Below are 14,007 nucleotides of genomic sequence, written 5' to 3' on the forward strand. Positions count from 1 at the left end.
TAGTTCTCTTGATGGTCAGCGTACAACATTTAATACCCCCTCTGGCTCTGGGGGGGGGGGGGGGCGGGGCCCGCCCCCCCCCCCCCCACGGCGGTGATCAGGGGGTTTCACGCCGGACGGATCAGCCGCCGCTCTTGCGGCGGAACTCGCGCTGTCCGCCGGCCCGCCCGTGGGCGCCGTGGATCTTCGAGCTGTCCGGTCCGCCGCCGGCGGCGGCGGCGCTCTTGTTGCCTCCGCGCTTGCGCTCCAGGGCTTCGCGGAACTTGCGCTTGACCTCGTCCTCGGCCGGGTCGGCCGCGGCGGACGCGTCCGCAGTGTCGGGCACCTCGGTCGCCTCGGTCGCCTCTTGGTCTGATGCCTCGGCAGTCATGGGGGCCTCCTGGTCTCGTTCGGTTACGGGCCAAGCCTCGCATGCCCGGCCGGGTAGGACACACTGCAATACCGCCGGCGCGACGCCGGGCCGCTCTCCGGAAGGACGTGTTCGATGACCTGGATGCTGTACGGCGCCACCGGATATACCGGACGCCTGATCGCCCGGCGGGCGGCGGCCCGCGGCGAACGGGTCGTCCTGGCAGGTCGCAGCATCGCCAAGGTGGCTCCGCTGGCGGCGGAACTCGGCCTCGAACACCGCATTTTCGCCCTCTCCGACCCGGCCGCGCTACGGCGCGCCCTGGAGGGCGTCGAGGCGGTCGCCCACTGCGCGGGACCGTTCTCGGCCACGGCCCTTCCCATGGCGCTCGCCTGTATCGAGACCGGTACGCACTATCTGGACATCACCGGCGAGATCGACGTCTTCGAGCAGTTGCACGGCCTCGACGAGCAGGCCCGCGCGGCGAAGGTCGTCCTGCTGCCGGGGGCCGGCTTCGACGTCGTGCCGACCGACTGCCTGGCCGCCACCGTCGCCGCGGCCCTGCCCGGCGCGAACCGGCTCGACCTGGCCATCCTGGTCGGCGGGACCGCCAGTCCCGGCACGGCCAGGACCGCGCTGGCGGGGCTGCTCGACGGCGGGCGGGCCCGGATCGACGGCGCGATCAGCCCGGTGCCGATGGGCTGGCGACGGATCCGCGCGGCGTTCCCGTCGGGGCCGCGGATGGTCACCTCCATCCCGTGGGGCGACGTCAGCACCGCCTTCCACTCGACGGACATCCCCAACGTCACCACCTACATGCCGCTGCCGCCCGGCGCGGCCGCGTTCAGCAAGGTGATGCGGCTGCGGCCCGCGCAGGCCCTGGCCCACGCCGCCGTCGGCGCCCTGGTGCGCGGGCCGGGCGAGAAGGCGCTGGCCGGCACGCGGTCCGAGGCCTGGGCGCGGGCGAGCGATCCGGAGGGGCGCAGCGCGCAGGCGACGCTGACCATGCCGAACAGCTACGAGCTGACCGTCGAGTCGGTCCTGCGGATCATGCCGCGGCTCTCCGGGCTGCCGCACGGGGCGCAGACGCCCTCCCGGGCGCTGGGCGCCGGCTTCATCACCGAGTTCAGCGGTGTGACGCTCACGGAGACGGGAGCCAGGCGCGGCTGGTGACCGGGGGCCTGCCGGGGATCCGTGGCGAGGGCTGGGCGGGGGGCCGTGGCGGGAGCCGCCGGGGGCCGCCCGCTCAGTTGCCGCCCGCTCAGTTGCCGTGCGCGCCGAGGACGAACAGCAGCCAGATGAATCCGGCCAGCGCGTGCGCGACGACGACGTAGACCATGACGCGCAGGACCACGGCCCTCTCCTTGCGCTGCTCGGTCCCCTCGCTGGTGCGCAGCTCGGGGGCGAGCGGTTCGTGGCGCGGGCGGCCGGTGGCGCTGTTGATGCCGGTGACCGCGGTGCGGGGGCGCGGCTCGGTGCGGGCGGTGTCGGTCATGTCAGGTACTCCGCTCTCTTGGTGTCCCTGGTGTCCTGGTGTCGCTCGTGTCCTGCGGGGTGATGCAGAGGTTGGCCGCCTCGCTCTGCATCAGGGTGTGGAGGAAGAGCAGGTCGACTCCTTGGGGGGAGGCGGCCGCGAGCCGGTGCGGCACCAGCGAGTCGAAGTGCGCGGCGTCGCCGGGGTCCAGCACGTGCACGTTCTCCCCCAGCGAGAGCCGCAGCCGGCCCCCGGTGACGTAGAGCCACTCCTCGCCGGGGTGCACGCGGACCAGCCGGTCCTGCGCCTCGGGCGGGACGTGGACGCGCAGCGCCTGCATGGCCCGGCCGGTGCCGCCGGCCCGCCAGTACGTCCACCCTCCGGCGGGCACCGGTTCCATGCTGTCGCCGCGTACGATGGGAAGCGGCTCGGCGGTCGTCTCCCCCAGCAGGTCCGAGACGGTCGTGCCGTACAGGCGGGCCAGCCCGAGCAGCACCGGGAGCGATGGTTGCCGCAGTCCGGTCTCCATCCGCGACAGGTGCGCGGGGGAGAGTTCGAGCCGCCGGGCGGCGGCCTCCAGGGTGAGGCCGGAACGGCGCCGCTGCTCCTTGAGCCGGGGGGCGAGGACCAGCTCCTGCTCGGACGCGGTGTCGGTGTCCATGCCTCAAGAGAACAGCATGCTTACCTCTCAGGCAAACAATTTGCCCGAGAGGCAAATCGCGCCGGTTCCCCGCTCCGGCACCCCTGTCCGGCCTCCCGCGCCTCCCCCTCAGGTCTGCCCCGCCTCAGGTCTCCCCCGCCTCAGGACTGCTCCGCCTCAGGTCTGCCGCTGGGGCGCGTAGCGCTCCGCGTCCAGCCCGAAGGTCCAGGCGACGCCCTCCCAGGCGGTCCTGGTGCGCGGCGGGACCCGCAGCCAGTACGTCCGGTGCGTGCCGTCCGGCTCCGGGGTGGAGTTGACCACCTCGACCATCACCACCGCCTCGTCGTCGGCCAGGTCGATGCGCCACAGGACCCCGGCCTCGTCCCGGGCCACCGGCCGGGCGCCGGACTCCGCCAGGTAGCGGTCGTAGCCGTAGTACTCCAGCATCACGCGGCGCAGCTCGGCGTTCTCCTCCGTCCGTATCCGGTCCGGGGTGAGGTCCGCGAGGCCGGCCAGGAACGTGGCCGGCACGGGCATCCCGCGCCAGGCGTACAGCGCGAACCCGTCGGGGAAGGCGAGGGCGGGGCCGTCGCCCCGGTCCAGCCGGCCCGCCTCGTCCCGGTGCAGCTCCACCGGCCGCTCGGCCATGACCACCACCCGCTCGTACGGCCACCACCAGCCGGCGGAGCGGGCCACCGCCGAGACGCCCTCCAGCGTGCCCGCCTCCTCGTCGAAGGCGGCTAGCCAGGCCGCGTCCTGCTGCCCGAGCACCGCGTCCAGCAGCACCAGGCGCACGGCGGCCGCGTCCTCGGGCTCCTCGGCGAGCGCGTCCACCACCCCCGCGCGGATCCGGTCGGCGAGGGAGGCCGTCGAGTCCCAGAGCCGGCCGCCGGTCAGCGCCCACCGCTCGGCCCAGCCGGCCGGGCCGAGCGCGGCGTGGCGGCGCTGCCGCTCCGCGGCCCACGGCCGCGTCCGTACCGCGTCCCGCACGCAGCGCCCCGTGCTGCCCGCCGCCACCAGCCGCATCGCGGTCGCGGCGGCCTCCAGCGGCGAACCGGTCCACACGACGCGCTCCGGGGCCGGCAGCCCGGCCTGCCAGTACGCCAGCTGTATCCCCGCCTCCGCCGCGGCGCGGTCCGCCGCCCCGGTCTCCGCCGCGATGGCCCGCCACCGCGCCGCCGTCTCCATTGCCGTCGTCATCGCGTCCGTCCCCGCCCCTCGTCCTCACGCACCTGCTTCTCCCCCCATCGGTCGCCTGCCGCCGCGCCCACCGTCAGTCCGCCACGACGCGCACGGCACCCGGCACGTACTCGCGCTGCCGCACCACCCGGAACCAGCCCTTGGGCAGCGGTATCGCCGCGTGCTCCTCGTGCACCACCCGCCCGCCGTCCGGGAGATGGAGGAACGCGTCACCGAACGGGCCCGGCTCGCGGACCAGGGTGCCGGGGCCGACCACCGCGTGCGCGTGACCGGTCACCTCACCCAGCGCGAGCACCAGCCGCCCCCTGCCGTCCCGCGGCTGGCGCGCCAACGCCTCGATGCCGCGCGGCAGTTCCCCCGCCTCCAACGGCATGATCAACACGTCCCCCTGCCGGTACACAGCGCTCTCCCCTCCGCCGTCCGCACCCTGCGGCCGCCGATGTCCGAAAGCTACGCCGACGGTCTGACAACGCCCGCCGTCCGCGATGTCAGTGCGGCTTGGTAGAACTCTTCCCAGATCAGCAGTCCGGCCCAGCCCCGCTTGTGTCAGGAGACCCGCGTCATGTCAGCCGTAGAGCATCTGCAGGAGTTGCACGGCCTTCCCGCCTTCGACTTCCCCGGGCCGGACAGCAAGGTCGAGCTGCCCGCGCCGGACGCCGTCGCCTGGCGGCTGGCGGCGGACCCCTACGACGACGACTGCGACGAGGAGTTCGGGGACGTCTGGGACCGCTTCCTGGACACGGTCGACCCCTCCCGGGTGCGGGCGATCATCATCGGCCAGTGGGGCGAGGCCTACGAGGACGACTCGACGGGCATCGTCGAGGACCTCGTCGACGCCAAGGACCGGCTGACCGCGCTGGAGGCGGTGTTCATCGGCGACCTGGAGCAGGAGCAGGCCGAGATCTCCTGGATCGAGCAGTCCGACGTCACCCCCGTCCTGGCGGCCTACCCGGAGCTGCGGGAGTTCGGCGCCCGCGGCGGCACGGGGCTGCTCTTCCCCGCGGTGCGCCACGAGCACCTGCGCACCCTGACGTTCGAGGCCGGCGGCCTGCCCGCCGAGGTCGTGCGCGGTGTCGCGGCGAGCGAACTGCCCGCGCTGGAGTACCTGGAGCTGTGGCTCGGCGTCGAGGAGTACAGCGGCACCGCCACCGTCGCGGACCTCGCCCCGATACTCGCCGGCGGCCGCTTCCCGGCCCTGCACCACCTGGGCCTGCGCAACAGCGAGATCCAGGACGAGATCGCCGCCGCCGTGGCCGCCGCCCCGGTGGTGGCCCGGCTCACCTCCCTGGACCTGTCCCTGGGCGTCCTCACCGACGACGGCGCCACCGCGCTGCTGGAGGGCCAGCCCCTCACCCACCTGCAGTGGCTCGACCTGCACCACCACTTCCTCAGCGACCCGATCGCCGCGCGCCTGCGCGACACGCTGGTGCCCGCCGGCGTCGAGGTCGACCTGTCGGAACCGGGCCGCAGCTGGAACAACGGCGGAGTCGTGCGCCGCTTCACGGCGGTGGCGGAATGAGGGACACCTTCGCCGGCCTGCCGGTCCACACCCTGCCCTACCCTCCGGGCCCGGCGTCCGGGCTGCCGGCCGCGGACAGCGTCGCGTGGGGGCTGGAATGCGGCTACGGCAGCGGCTTCACGTTCCCCGAGCTGTGGCACGCGTTCCTGGAGACGGTGGAGGCCGAGCGCGTCACCGCCCTGGTGATCGGCGCCTGGTGGGAGGGGGACTACACCAGCCTGCGCCCGGTGGTGGAGCTGATCGCCGCCGACGCGGCCCGGCTGCCCCGCCTGCGGGCGCTGTTCCTCGCCGACGTGGAGGGCGAGTCCTGCGAGATCTCCTGGCTGCTGATGGCCGACATCACCCCGGTGCTGGAGGCCTTCCCGCTGCTGGAGGAGCTGGGGGTGCGCGGCGGCAACACCGGGGAGGACGCCCTGATCCTGGCGCCGGTGCGGCACACCGCGCTGCGCGTGCTGCGGTTCGAGTCCGGCGGCCTGCCGGGCGGCGTCGTGCGGTCCGTGGCCGCGAGCGATCTCCCCGCCCTGGAACACCTGGAGCTGTGGCTGGGCGTCGAGGAGTACGGCGGGGACGCCGCGGTCGCCGACCTCGCCCCGGTGCTGGCCGGCGGCCGCTTCCCGGCCCTGCGCCACCTCGGGCTGCAGAACAGCGAGTTGCAGAACGAGATCGCCGCCGCCGTGGCCGCCGCCCCGGTCGTCGCCCAGCTCACCTCGCTCGACCTGTCCATGGGCACGCTCACCGACGAGGGCGCCGCCGCCCTGCTCGGCGGGCAGCCGCTCACCCACCTGGCCCGTCTCGACCTGAGCCACCACTACCTCAGCGACGCGGTCATGGAGCGCGTCAGCAGTGAACTGGGCGCCTCCGGCGTGGAGGTGGACGTCTCCGAGCAGGAGAGCGCCGAGGAGTACGAGGACGAGGAGTGGCGCTATGTCGCCGTCTCCGAGTAGCCCCGCCGTCCGCTTCGCCGTCGTCGGCAACCCCGGCAACCGCCGGGTGACGATGTTCGCCGACGCCGTCCGGGCCGCGGGACTGCCCGCGCCCCGGGTCGTCGCCTGGAGCGACGTGCTGCGCGGGACGTACGGGTTCGCCCCGGGCGAGCTCGTCCGGGTGGACTCCCCCGGCGAGGAACCGGAGGTCGACCGGGCGCTGCGCGGCGGCGCCGATCCGACCCGGGTCGAGGGCGGCGCCCTGTGGTACCGGCGGTTCACCGCCACCGTCGAGGAGGTGGCGCGGACGGCCGCGGAGGCGGGCGCGACGCTGCTCGGCGAGCCGCGGGACATCGCCGTGCTGTTCGACAAGCGCCTCTGCCACGCCCGGCTGCTGGCGGCCGGCGTGCCCGTACCGCCCGCGCTCACCGCGCCCGTGCGCGGCTGGGCGGATCTCAAGGAGCAGTTGCAGGCGGCAGGCATGCCGCGTGCCTTCGTCAAGCCCGCGCACGGCTCCTCCGCGTCGGGCGTGATCGCCCTGGAGTTCGGCGGGCGCGGGCAGGTGCGGGCGACGACCTCGGTGGAGCGGACCGCCGACGGGAGGCTGTTCAACTCCCTGCACGTCCGGCGCTACACGGCCGAGCCCGAGGTCGCCTCCCTGGTGGACGTGCTGGCCGGGGACGGGCTGCACGTGGAGCGGTGGCTGCCCAAAGCGGCGCAGCACGGCCGGGCCGCCGATCTGCGGGTCGTGGTCGTGGACGGCCGGGCGACGCACGCGGTGGTGCGCACGAGCGGTTCCCCGATGACCAACCTCCACCTCGGCGGCGCCCGCGGCGACCTCGCCGCGGCGCGCGCCGCCGCCGAAGCGTCCGGCCTGGGCTGGGACGCGGTGACGGGCATCGCCGAGCAGGCCGCGGCCTGCTTCCCCGGGACGCCCTGCGTCGGGGTCGACGTGCTGCCCGGCATCGGCTGGCGGCGCGTCGCGGTCGGCGAGGTCAACGCCTTCGGCGACCTGCTGCCGCGCCTGACGGGCCTGCCCGGCAGCGGCGCCGAGGAGCAGGACACCTATGCCGCCCAGGTCGGCGCCGTCCTGCGCAGGGAGGGCCACCGTGCCGCAGCCGCCGCTTGAGACGTCCGAGGGGCCCGGGACGCCCGGCGCCCTGGCGATGAACGAGATCGTGGGCAGCCACGACCTGCTGCTCGTCACCCTGGACACGCTGCGCTACGACGTGGCCCAGGAACTGGCGGCCGCGGGCCGGATCCCGCACCTCGCCGCCCACCTGCCGGGCGGCCGCTGGGAGCGGCGGCATGCGCCGGGCAGCTTCACCTACGCCTCCCACCAGGCGATCTTCGCCGGCTTCCTGCCGACCCCGGCCACCCCGGGGCCTCATCCGCGGCTCTTCGCGGCCCGCTTCGCCGGCAGCGAGACGACGGCGGACAGCACCTGGGTCTTCGACACGCCGGACCTGGTGTCCGGCCTCGCGGCGGCCGGGTACCGGACGGTGTGCATCGGCGGTGTCGGCTTCTTCAACCAGCAGGCACCGCTGGGGTCCGTGCTGCCGGGGATGTTCCAGGAGAGCCACTGGGAACCGGAGTTCGGCGTGCCCTCCCCCACCTCCTTCGAGGCGCAGATCACCCGCGCCGAACAGGTGGTGGCCGCGCTCCCGGACGAGCAGCGGCTCTTCCTCTTCGTGAACGTCTCGGCCCTGCACCAGCCCAACTGGTTCCACCTGCCGGGCGCCACCCGCGAGGCGGGCGATTCGCGCCGGACGCACGCCGCCGCGCTGGAGTACGTGGACCGGCACGTCGGCCGGCTGTTCGCGGCGGCGAGCAGCCGCAGGCGCTGCTTCGCGATCGTCTGCTCCGACCACGGCACCACCTACGGCGACGACGGCTTCACCGGCCACCGGCTCGGCCATGAGGCCGTCTGGACGGTCCCCTACGCCCACTTCCTCCTGGAGCCCGAGGCCCCGTGATGAGCACGCCCACCCTGAGCACGCCGACCCCGAGCGCCGCCACCCCGAGCACCACGGCGACCGGTCCGGCGGGTGCCGCCGGCATCCGCCCGTACGAGAGCTACGTCTACGCCTACCCGCACAAGACCGCGTACCGGGCGCTGGAGCCCCGCCCGGCGCTGCGCGACCTGTGGGCGGGGGAACCGGTGGGTGCCCTCTCCCTGTACGCCCACATACCGTTCTGCGAGGTGCGGTGCGGCTTCTGCAACCTCTTCACCCGGATCGGCGCCCCCGAGGGGCTGACCACCGCCTACCTCGACGCCCTGGAGCGCCAGGCGGGCGCGGTCCGCGGAGCGCTCGACGCGGCAGGCGGCGAACCGCGCTTCGCTGCGGCGGCCTTCGGCGGCGGGACGCCGACGTTCCTGGACGCCGCCGAACTGGAACGCCTCTGCGACATCGCCGAGCTGCGCATGGGCGCGGACCTGCGGGCGATCCCGCTGTCGGTCGAGGCGTCGCCCGCCACGGCTACCGCCGACCGGCTCGCGGTCCTCGCCGACCGCGGCACCACTCGCCTCAGCCTCGGCGTGCAGAGCTTCGACGACTCCGAGGCGCGCGCGGCGGTCCGCCCGCAGCGCCGCGCCGACGTCGAGGCGGCCCTGTCCCGCATCCGCGACGCCCGCATCCCCGTCCTCAACATCGACCTGATCTACGGCATCGACGGCCAGAGCGAGCGCAGCTGGCAGCGGTCCCTGGACGCCGCCCTGGCCTGGCGGCCCGAGGAGCTGTACCTCTACCCGCTCTACGTCCGCCCGCTGACCGGCCTCGGCCGCCTCGGCGCGAGCGCCGAGGCGGACCGGACCGGCCGGGCCGACCGCGACTGGGACGAGCAGCGGCTGCGCCTGTACCGGTTCGGCCGCGACCACCTCCTGGCCCAGGGGTACGAGCAGGTGTCGATGCGGATGTTCCGCCGTACGGACGCCCCCGCCACCGGCGGGGAGGACTACGCGTGCCAGACCGACGGCATGATCGGCCTCGGCTGCGGCGCCCGCTCGTACACCTCCGCGCTGCACTACTCGTTCGACTACGCGGTCGGCATGGGCGAGATCCGCTCGATCATCGACGACTACGCCGCCCGTCCCGCCCGGGAGTTCGCGTTCGCCGACTTCGGCCGGTGGATGGACGGGGACGAGTCCCGCCGCCGCCATCTGCTGCAGTCGCTGCTGCAGGCCGAGGGCATGCCCGTGGCCGGGTACCGGGCCCGTTTCGGCGCGGAGCCCGAGCGGGACTTCCCCGTCGTGCTGCGCCGGTTCGCCGACGCGGGCTGGCTCGACACGGCGGCCGGCCCCGACCGGCTGCGGCTGTCGGCGGAGGGCCTGGCGCACTCCGACGCGGTCGGCCCCGCCCTGTTCTCGGACCCGGTCCGCGCCCTGATGACGGAGTACGACGCGAAATGAGCACTCCCGCGGACCCTCCCGGCCCGGACCCGATCCCGAACCGCAACCGCAACCTGAACCCGAGCCCGGACCTGAGCCCGAGCCCGGACCTGAGCCTGAACCCCGACCCGGGCCTGGACCTGTCGATCCTCTACCGCGGCCCGCTCGCGAGCTGCGACTACGACTGCCCCTACTGCCCGTTCGCCAAGCGGCGCGACAGCCGTGAGCAGTTGCGGGCCGACCGCGCCGCCCTGGAGCGGTTCGCCGGGTGGGCCGCCGCGCAGACCGGCGACCGGCTGTCGCTGCTCTTCACGCCCTGGGGCGAGGGCCTGGTGCGCTCCTGGTACCGGCGCGCCCTCGCGGAGCTGAGTCACCTGCCGCACATCCGGCGGGTGGCCATCCAGACCAACCTCAGCGGCCGCACCGACTGGGTCGCAGCGGCCGACCCCGGCACACTCGCCCTGTGGTGCACCTACCACCCCGGCCAGACGCCGTACGACCGGTTCCTCGCCAAGTGCCGGGAGCTGGCGGACCGCTCGGTCCGCTACAGTGTCGGCGTCGTGGGCCTGCCCGAGCACCTGCCGGAGGCCCGGCGGCTGCGCGCCGACCTGCCCGACCACGTCTACCTGTGGATCAACGCGGCCGAGGGCCACACGTACACCGACGCCGCGGCGGACGCCTGGACGGCCGTGGATCCGCTCTTCCCCTACAGCCGCCACCCGCACCGCAGCGCGGGGCTGCCGTGCCGCACCGGGGAGTCGGTGATCTCGGTCGACGGCGAAGGCACCGTCCGCCGCTGCCACTTCGTCCCCGCCGAGCTGGGCAACCTCTACGACGGCTCGTACCGCCGGGCGCTGCGGCCGCGCGCGTGCCCGCTCGCCGTCTGCGAGTGCCACATCGGCTACGTCCACCTGCGGTCGCTGCCGCTGTACGACACCTTCGCGGGCGGCGTGCTGGAACGGATCCCGGCGACCGCCGCCCGCTCCGGACCGGTCCCCGTCACCGTTCAGCCCTTGCGGCCGACCCCGCCGTAGAAGCCGATCCGGCTCAGTTCCGACGGTTCCGGGAGCGCGGCGTCCGGGCGCCACAGGGGCACCTGCACCAACCCCGGCTCCAGGAGGGTGAAGCCGTCGAAGAACGGCTCGATCTCCTTGTGCGGGCGCACGTTCATCGTCGCGGTGGCCTTGTTGTAGATCTTGCTGACCTCGGGGAAGCTGCCGCCGTGGAAGTCGGCCGTGGCGTGCGACAGCACCAGGTAGCTGCCGTCCGGCAGCGCGTCGCGCAGGGTGGCGACGATGGCCGCCGGGTCCTCCGCGTCGGTGATGAAGTGCAGGACGGCGACGAGCAGCACGGCGACCGGCTGGTCGAAGTCGATCAGCTCGCTGATGGTCGGGTGGTCCAGGATGTCGCGCGGCTCGCGCGCGTCGGCCAGGAAGAAGCCGGTGTTGCCGGAACCGGTCAGCCGGGCTCCGGCGTGGGTCGCGACGATGGGGTCGTTGTCGATGTAGGCGACGCGCACGTCGGCGTTGGCGGCCTGCGCGACCTCGTGGGTGTTGGGCGAGGTGGGGATGCCGGTGCCGATGTCGATGATCTGGCGGATGCCGTTGTCGACCAGGAAGCCGACGGCCCGGCGGAGGAAGTCCCGGTTGGCCCGGGCGCTGGGGATGATGTCGGGGACGGCGTCGACGACACGCTGCGCGGCCTCGCGGTCGACCTCGTAGTTGTCCCAGCCACCGAGGTAGAAGTCGTACATGCGGGCGGGGTGCGGCCGGCCCGTGTCTATCTTGTCGGCGGGGAATCCCTGGTCGGTCACGCCGTCCTCCGGTTCGGTTCTCTTGGCTCGGCTGCGGCGACGGCAGCCCTGCGCACGACGGGCACATCGGTTGCGAAGCTCACGGGGATCACGGGCGTCACAGCAGGAAGTCCGCCGCGCCGGCCTTCGCGCCCTGGATGAACGTGGTGATCTCGAGATTGGTGTAGATCAGCGCCGGGCCGTCGGGGTCGGTGGACTGGCGCAGTGCCACCCGGCCGTCGTTCAGCTTCTTGGCCTCGACGCAGCTGCCGCCGTTGCCGCCGCTCCACGGCTTGCTCCAGCCCTCGCGACCGAGGTCCTTCGCGGGCATGCCGTTGTATATGCGACCCATGGGTCAGATCTCCTTGCGAATGCCACCGAGGATGGCCTTGGTGCTCTGTGCCGGCGCGGCCTGCGCGCACATCCGGTCCAGCGCCTCCAGGAAGGCCGACACGTCGTCGCGTTCGTCGAAGTACGCGCCGCCGATCAGGCTCTCCGTGTAGGCGATGTCCGGCAGTTCCTGGATCTCGAAGCGGAAGATGTGGAAGGGCCCGTACATGGCGGGGTGCGGTCCTGCCGTGAAGGGCATGACCTGCAGCCGGACGTTGGGCATCGCGGTGAGCTCGGCCAGGTGGGCGATCTGGGCGCGCATGACGTCCACCCCGCCGATGGGGCGGCGCAGCACCGTCTCGTCCATCACGACCCACAGCAGGGGCGCCTTCTCCCGCGTGAGCAGCGCCTGCCGCTCCAGCCGCAGGGCCACCAGGCGGTCGATCTCCTCCACGGAGGCGTGCGGCAGTCCGGCCCACAGCACCGCCCGCGCGTACTCCTCGGTCTGCAGGAGGCCGGGGACGTAGTGCGGCTCGTAGGCGCGGATGATGCTCGCCTCGCCCTCCAGGCTGACGAAGGCGCTGAACCACTCCGGCAGCACGTCACGGAAGCGGTGCCACCAGCCGGGCCGGTTCGCCTCGCGGGCGAGGGCGAGGAAGCCGCTGACCTCGCTGGGCGAGGTGACGCCGTAGGTCTGGAGGAGCTTCTCGACGTAGGGCGGTTTCAGGCCGACCTCGGCCTTCTCCATCCTGCGGATCGTGGCATGAGTGACATCGAGGGCCAGCCCGGCCTGCTCGTAGGAGAGGCCCGCCTTCTCCCGGAGGTCCTGGAGCCGTTTGCCGAGCACCACCCGCAGTACGGTCGGGGCGCCTCCCGGCCGTGCTTCCGCCACGGTCTCCTCCTCCAACTTCCTACGGTGGTACGCAGTGTGCCATGCCGTCAGTGGGCCGAACAGACCGTACAGGTGATTGTGTAATTTACAGATCGGACCTTGCCATGTGTTCGGCGCGACCCTCATAGTTGCGGAGTGGCTGCTTCCCAAGACGCTCTCCGGGTAGCGCGGCATGACGGCCCGACCCATCCAGGCCGCCATGACGTCTTCCGGCTCCCCGCGCAGAACGCCTCCGTGGCCGATGCGCGCGGACGCGTCCGCGCCTGCCTGCGCGACTGGGGAGTGGATCTCGAAGCCACCGACGACGCGGGGCTGGTGGTGACGGAGCTGTTCACCAACGCCGTCCGCCACACCGACAGCGAGAAGATCACCTGTTCACTGCTGGCCCTGGGCCGCGTGCTGCGGGTGGAGGTCACCGACCAGGGGCACGCGCCGACCGAGCCGCGCACCCGTACCGCCGACGTGGACGAGGAGTGCGGGCGCGGGCTGCTGCTCGTCAGCGTCCTGGCGCAGTCCTGGGGCGTGGCCCCGGCGGAGGACGGCGAGGGACGCGTGGTCTGGGCCGAGCTGCTCTGCGCCCCCACTTACCGCCACCGCTGACGGCCCCGTCCCCCGCCTGTCCGCCCGCCGCAGCGGCCGACGACGCCTGCCGCTACCGCGCGCCGGTCACAGCGGCAGCAGGTCCGGGCGCTTGGGCTCGACGTGGTCGCCCGAGGACTCCCCGCGCAGCCGGCGGCCGATCCACGGCACGAGGTGCTCGCGCGCCCAGTGGATGTTGTCGCGCCGGACTTCGCCCGGCAGCCGCACCGGCGCCGGCTCCCATACCTGCTCGGGGTCGGCGCACACGGGCAGTCCGAGCACCTGCGCGGCGCGCAGCGCGACCAGGGTGTGGCCCTCCGGGGACAGGTGCAGCCGGTCGCCGCTCCAGGCCCGCCGGTCCTGCACCGAGCGCAGCGACCACAGGTCGAGCACCAGGCAGTCGTTGCGGTCCGCGATCGACCGGACGTGCGCGGTGTACGTCGCGATCTTGCCGCGCAGGTGGCGCAGCACCGGCACGTCACGGGTGTCGAAGCCGGTGCAGATCAGCACCGTGCCGACGGCGGAGGTGAGGTCGGCGACCGCCGCCTCCAGCCGCTCGGCCACGTCGTCCGGGTCGCTGCCCGGGCGGAGGATGTCGTTGCCGCCCGCACAGAAGGTCACCAGGTCGGGGGCGAGCTCCTTGGCGCGCGGCACCTGCTCGGCCACGATCTGGTCGAGCAGCCGGCCGCGCACGGCGAGATTGGCATAGCGGAAGTCGTGTTCGGGGCGCCGATCGGCGAGTTGTACGGCCAGGCGGTCGGCCCAGCCGAGGAAAGCACCGTCCGGACCAGGGTCGCCGACGCCCTCGGTGAAGCTGTCCCCCACCGCGGTGTACGACCCGATCGCGCCACTGTTGTTTGATTTCGAATCGTCAGCCACGTCAGCCCATACTTCACCTCGAGAAGTGGCCTACGCCACCGT

General features: G+C 73.7%; 17 protein-coding genes. 8 read left to right on the top strand and 9 right to left on the bottom strand.

Going from position 1 to position 14,007, the window contains the following annotated elements; genetic code table 11:
- Positions 1–121: 121 nt before the first annotated feature.
- The gene (locus ABZ721_RS33270; RefSeq protein ID WP_358792509.1) at positions 122–370 is read right to left on the bottom strand and encodes a DUF5302 domain-containing protein; all 249 of its coding nucleotides are present in this window, start codon (positions 368–370) and stop codon (positions 122–124) included.
- Between the two features lie 114 nt (positions 371–484).
- Between ABZ721_RS33270 and ABZ721_RS33275 the strand changes: the two genes are divergently transcribed.
- Positions 485–1,522 carry a saccharopine dehydrogenase NADP-binding domain-containing protein gene (locus ABZ721_RS33275; RefSeq protein ID WP_358792510.1) on the top strand — a complete coding sequence of 346 codons (1,038 nt, stop codon included), beginning with the start codon at positions 485–487 and terminating at the stop codon, positions 1,520–1,522.
- An 88-nt stretch (positions 1,523–1,610) separates the two neighbouring features.
- Here the strand turns inward: ABZ721_RS33275 and ABZ721_RS33280 are convergent, their stop codons facing one another.
- From ABZ721_RS33280 to ABZ721_RS33295, 4 genes are all read right to left on the bottom strand, one after another.
- Positions 1,611–1,844 (bottom strand): DUF6126 family protein, encoded by a 234-nt coding sequence (locus ABZ721_RS33280; RefSeq protein WP_358792511.1) that lies wholly within the window; start codon positions 1,842–1,844, stop codon positions 1,611–1,613.
- A gap of 1 nt (position 1,845) precedes the next feature.
- On the bottom strand, positions 1,846–2,484 hold the full coding sequence (locus tag ABZ721_RS33285; protein WP_358792512.1) for an XRE family transcriptional regulator: 639 nt from the start codon (positions 2,482–2,484) through the stop codon (positions 1,846–1,848).
- A gap of 156 nt (positions 2,485–2,640) precedes the next feature.
- Positions 2,641–3,651 carry a DUF6745 domain-containing protein gene (locus ABZ721_RS33290; protein ID WP_358792555.1) on the bottom strand — a complete coding sequence of 337 codons (1,011 nt, stop codon included), beginning with the start codon at positions 3,649–3,651 and terminating at the stop codon, positions 2,641–2,643.
- A gap of 85 nt (positions 3,652–3,736) precedes the next feature.
- Positions 3,737–4,063, bottom strand: a complete 327-nt coding sequence (locus ABZ721_RS33295; RefSeq protein ID WP_358792513.1) for a hypothetical protein — start codon at positions 4,061–4,063, stop codon at positions 3,737–3,739.
- 162 nt (positions 4,064–4,225) lie between these two features.
- Here ABZ721_RS33295 and ABZ721_RS33300 point away from each other — a divergent pair, with 162 nt between their 5' ends.
- The 6 genes from ABZ721_RS33300 (at position 4,226) to ABZ721_RS33325 (ending at position 10,527) form a co-directional block, all read left to right on the top strand.
- The gene (locus tag ABZ721_RS33300) at positions 4,226–5,182 is read left to right on the top strand and encodes an STM4015 family protein (RefSeq protein WP_358792514.1); all 957 of its coding nucleotides are present in this window, start codon (positions 4,226–4,228) and stop codon (positions 5,180–5,182) included.
- A complete protein-coding gene (locus ABZ721_RS33305; protein WP_358792515.1) occupies positions 5,179–6,126 on the top strand; it encodes an STM4015 family protein in 948 nt (315 codons plus the stop codon). Before ABZ721_RS33300 ends, ABZ721_RS33305 begins: the two co-directional genes overlap by 4 nt.
- A complete protein-coding gene (locus tag ABZ721_RS33310) occupies positions 6,107–7,234 on the top strand; it encodes an STM4014 family protein (protein WP_358792516.1) in 1,128 nt (375 codons plus the stop codon). The genes ABZ721_RS33305 and ABZ721_RS33310 overlap by 20 nt, the downstream gene beginning before the upstream one ends.
- Before the next feature lie 37 nt (positions 7,235–7,271).
- Positions 7,272–8,081 carry an STM4013/SEN3800 family hydrolase gene (locus ABZ721_RS33315; RefSeq protein ID WP_358792556.1) on the top strand — a complete coding sequence of 270 codons (810 nt, stop codon included), beginning with the start codon at positions 7,272–7,274 and terminating at the stop codon, positions 8,079–8,081.
- Positions 8,081–9,514: an STM4012 family radical SAM protein gene (locus ABZ721_RS33320; RefSeq protein ID WP_358792517.1), complete on the top strand. Its 1,434-nt coding sequence runs from the start codon at positions 8,081–8,083 to the stop codon at positions 9,512–9,514. Before ABZ721_RS33315 ends, ABZ721_RS33320 begins: the two co-directional genes overlap by 1 nt.
- Before the next feature lie 113 nt (positions 9,515–9,627).
- Entirely contained in the window at positions 9,628–10,527 is a 900-nt protein-coding gene (locus ABZ721_RS33325; protein WP_358792557.1) for an STM4011 family radical SAM protein, read from the top strand.
- Here ABZ721_RS33325 and ABZ721_RS33330 read toward each other — a convergent pair.
- From ABZ721_RS33330 to ABZ721_RS33340, 3 genes are all read right to left on the bottom strand, one after another.
- On the bottom strand, positions 10,500–11,306 hold the full coding sequence (locus tag ABZ721_RS33330; protein ID WP_358792518.1) for an SAM-dependent methyltransferase: 807 nt from the start codon (positions 11,304–11,306) through the stop codon (positions 10,500–10,502). The two genes, ABZ721_RS33325 and ABZ721_RS33330, sit on opposite strands and share 28 nt — an antisense overlap.
- A 97-nt stretch (positions 11,307–11,403) precedes the next feature.
- Positions 11,404–11,637 carry a DUF397 domain-containing protein gene (locus ABZ721_RS33335; protein ID WP_277440870.1) on the bottom strand — a complete coding sequence of 78 codons (234 nt, stop codon included), beginning with the start codon at positions 11,635–11,637 and terminating at the stop codon, positions 11,404–11,406.
- A 3-nt stretch (positions 11,638–11,640) separates the two neighbouring features.
- Entirely contained in the window at positions 11,641–12,507 is an 867-nt protein-coding gene (locus ABZ721_RS33340) for a helix-turn-helix transcriptional regulator (RefSeq protein ID WP_358792519.1), read from the bottom strand.
- Positions 12,508–12,642: 135 nt separating this feature from the next.
- On the opposite strand from ABZ721_RS33340, the gene ABZ721_RS33345 reads away from it, so the two are divergent.
- Entirely contained in the window at positions 12,643–13,107 is a 465-nt protein-coding gene (locus tag ABZ721_RS33345) for an ATP-binding protein (protein WP_358792520.1), read from the top strand.
- Between the two features lie 66 nt (positions 13,108–13,173).
- Here the strand turns inward: ABZ721_RS33345 and ABZ721_RS33350 are convergent, their stop codons facing one another.
- The gene (locus ABZ721_RS33350; protein WP_358792521.1) at positions 13,174–13,965 is read right to left on the bottom strand and encodes an SGNH/GDSL hydrolase family protein; all 792 of its coding nucleotides are present in this window, start codon (positions 13,963–13,965) and stop codon (positions 13,174–13,176) included.
- Between the last annotated feature and the right edge of the window lie 42 nt (positions 13,966–14,007).

Source organism: Streptomyces sp. NPDC006733 (assembly GCF_040636125.1).
Classification (GTDB): Bacteria; Actinomycetota; Actinomycetes; order Streptomycetales; family Streptomycetaceae; genus Actinacidiphila.